The organism is Halomonas sp. 707D4 (genome assembly GCF_024158685.1).
In the GTDB taxonomy this organism is placed as follows: Bacteria; Pseudomonadota; Gammaproteobacteria; order Pseudomonadales; family Halomonadaceae; genus Vreelandella.
In genome coordinates, this window is record NZ_JAMZBD010000337.1 from 1 (window position 1) to 3,502 (window position 3,502).

Sequence of the window (3,502 nt, forward strand, 5' to 3'; positions counted from 1 at the left end):
GATGACGACCGCCCCCAGCGGCGCTCCGACGCTGACGTTGCCCGCGCCATCGGTCTGGCGCACGCGGATGTCGCCAGCGGCGTAGTCGCCCTCCGGCAGCGTGAAGCTCTCACCGGTACCGGGCACCCAGGTTTGGCCGCCGTCCAGGGTATATTCCCAGGTGGCGCCCTCCGCGATGCCGTCCACCTCGACGGTGGTTTCGCTGCTGACCGGGCCGCCCGCCCGGCTCGGGGTAGGCGCGGCGGGTGACGTGATGACGACGCTGATCGCGCCGGCCTCACCGAAGCCACTCACATTGCCCGCCACATCGAACTGGCGCACCTGGATCGCGCCGGCGGCGTAGCTGCCTGCCGGCAGGATGAAGCGCTCGCCGGCCCCCTGCAGCCAGGAGACGCCGCCGTTGAGGCTGATCTCCCAGCGAGCGCCGGGCTCGAGATTGCCGATGATCAACGTGCCGTCGGCGGTGATGCCGTCGAGGGTGCCGGTATCCACCGCCAGCGTGATCGTCGGCGCCTCGGGTACCGTGGTGTCGACGGTGACCGCGCCCAGGGTCGAGGTGCCGCTGGTGAGCCCGTCGAGGGTCTGGCGGACCAGCACCTGGCCGGCGGCGTAGGTGCCCTCCTCCAGAGTGAACGTGGTGCCGCTGCCGGTGAGCCAGTTCAGGCCACCGTCCAGGCTGTATTCCCAGGTAGCGCCGTCGATCAGCCCGGCCACCTCGACCTCGCCGTTACTGGTGATGCCATCCAGCGCCCCGGTATCCACCGCCAGGCTCAGCGTGGGCGTGGCCGGCGCTCCGGGCTGTTCCGGCGCGGTGACCTCGCGATCGACGATGATCGGGCCGAAGTCGGCCACGGGGCTTACGTTGCCCGCCACGTCGAACTGGCGCACCTGGATCACGCCGCTTGCGTAACTGCCTTCCGGCAGGGTGAAGCGATCGCCCAGCCCCTGTTGCCAGGTAACGCCTCCATCCAGGCTGAATTGCCAGACGGCGCCGGCTTCCAGACCGGTCACGAGGAGGGTGCCATCGACGGTGACGCCATCACCGGGAGTGCCGGTATCGTCAGCCAGGGTCAGGGTGGGGACGCCGGGAGGCGTGGTATCGATCACCACCGCTCCCAGGTTGACCGAGGCGCCGGCATTACCGGCCAGATCGATCTGGCGTACCCGCACGTCCCCCGCCGCGTAATCGCCCTCTGGCAACACGAAACGCTCGCCCAACCCGACCTGCCAGGTCACCCCGCCATCCAGCGAGTACTCCCAGCTCGCGCCGGGCTCGAGGCCGCTCACCTCGACGGTGCCGTCGTTGGTGATGGCACTGTCGGCCACCAGCGTCACGTTCGGCGCCGCCGGCGGGGTCAGGTCGATCACCACGCCTTCGAGAACGGCGCTGGGGCTGACGTTGCCCGCACCGTCGATCTGGCGCACCTGGATCGTGCCGGCGCCGTAGCGCCCTTCTGCCAGGGTGAAGCTGGTACCGCGCCCGCTGATCCAGGTAGCGCCGCCGTCCAGGCTGTACTCCCAGCGCGCGTTCTCTTCGATACCGCCGACGGTCACGATACCGTCATTGGTGATCTCGCCTCCCAGCAGCTCGATGACGGGCGCATCCGGCAGCGTCGTGTCCACGGTGATCGCGCCCATGCGTGCCACGTCGCTGACGTTACCCGCACCATCGGTCTGGCGCACCTGAATGGCACCGGCGGCGTAGCTGCCTTCGGGCAGGATATAGCGCTCGCCCGTGACCATGAGCCAGGTGGTACCGCCGTTCAAGCTGATTTCCCACCGGGCGCCGGTTTCCAGATTGCCCAGGCGCAGCGTGCCATCGTTGGTCAGCCCGGGGATGTCGCCATTGTCGTTGACCAGGCTCACCGTCGGCGCTTCCGGCGGGGTCGTGTCGATGGTGATCGCGCCCAAAGTCGAGGTGCCGCTGACCCGGCCGCTGGCATCGAACTGGCGCACCAAGATCTGCCCCGCTGCGTAGCTGCCCTCTGCCAGGGTGAAGCCGTTGCCCATGCCGCGCAGCCAGCTCACCCCGCCGTTCAGGCTGTACTGCCAGGTCGCTCCGAAGGCGAGTCCGCCCACCAGGATATTGCCGTCGTTGCTGATGCCATCGAGCTCGCCGCTATCGAGCTCCAGGCTCAGGCTCGGCGTTGCCGGCGCCTCGGAGTCTTCCGGCGGTGTCACCGTGAGATCGACGGTGACCGGGCCGAGCCTTGCGGCCTCGCTGCGATTGCCCGCGGCATCGACCTGACGGACCTGGACCTCACCCTCTTGGTAGGTTCCCTCCTTCAGAACGAAACGGTCGCCTGCGCCGCGCTGCCAGCTCATGCCGCTGTCGAAGCTGACTTCCCAGTAGGCGCCGGCTTCGAGATTGCCCACCACAAGGGTGCCGTCGGCGGTGATGCCATCACCGGGCGTGCCGGTATCATTGGCAAGCGTCAGCGACGGAGTGGCCGGGGCGATGGTATCGATGATCACGGCCCCCAGCGCCAGGGGCTTGCCGACGTTGCCTGCCGTATCCGTCTGGCGTACTTGAATCTGGCCGGCGGCGTACTCGCCGTCGGCAAGCTCGAACCGCGTCCCCTCTCCGGTTATCCAGGTTCGGCCGCCGTCCACGCTGATTTCCCAGGTGGCCCCGGCCTCGAGGTTGCCGATCTCGAGGATGGCCACGTTGGTGATCGCACCGCCGTCACCGAGGGTGGCGGTGGGCGCGGGCGGAGCGGTGGTATCGACGATGACCGCTTCCACCAGCGCCGGGGCACTGACGTTGCCGGCCCCATCGATCTGGCGCACCTGCACCTGGCCCGCCCCGTAGCTGCCTTCGGGCAGCACGAAGCGGTCTCCACTGACGGTCTGCCAGCTCTGACCGCGGTCCAGGCTGACCTGCCAGATGGCGCCGGGCTGCAGCCCTTCCACCGTGATGGTGCCATCACGCGTGATGTCGTCACCAAGGCGCTCGACGATGGGCGCCTGGGGAGGCTGGGTGACGACGGTCACCGCCCCCAGGGGAGTGATGGTACTGACATTGCCGGCGCCATCGGTCTGGCGCACTTGAATGGCGCCTGCCGGGTACTCGCCTTCGCCCAGCACGAAGCGGTCTCCGGTGCCCCGCTGCCAGGTGGCACCGCCGTCGAGGCTGATTTCCCAGAACGCGTTCGGGTCGAGGTTGCCGATCGCAAGCGTGCCGTCTCGTGTGATGCCATCGACGCCGCCGGTATCCACGACCAGCGTCACGCTCGGTGTCACCGGCGCGGTGAGGTCGATGGTCACCGCGCCCAGGGTGGAGGTACCACTGGTCACGCCCTCGGGGCTCGTCTGGCGCACCAGCACCTGGCCCGCCGCGTAGGTGCCTTCCGCCAGGGTGAACCCGCCGCCCTGACCCGTCTGCCAGGTGGTGCCGCCGTCCAGGCTGAACTCCCAGGTGTTGCCGGGGACCACACCGTTCACCTGCACGGCCGGGTTGGAGGTCACGCCATCGAGGCTACCGGTATCGAGTACCAGCGCC

General features: G+C 68.9%; 1 protein-coding gene. It reads left to right on the top strand.

Annotated features, from left to right (window positions below; translation table 11 throughout):
* The first annotated feature begins 1,294 nt into the window (after positions 1–1,294).
* Positions 1,295–1,447, top strand: coding sequence for a hypothetical protein (locus BIS11_RS18635; protein ID WP_367399108.1), 153 nt, complete (start codon positions 1,295–1,297; stop codon positions 1,445–1,447).
* Positions 1,448–3,502: the final 2,055 nt, after the last annotated feature.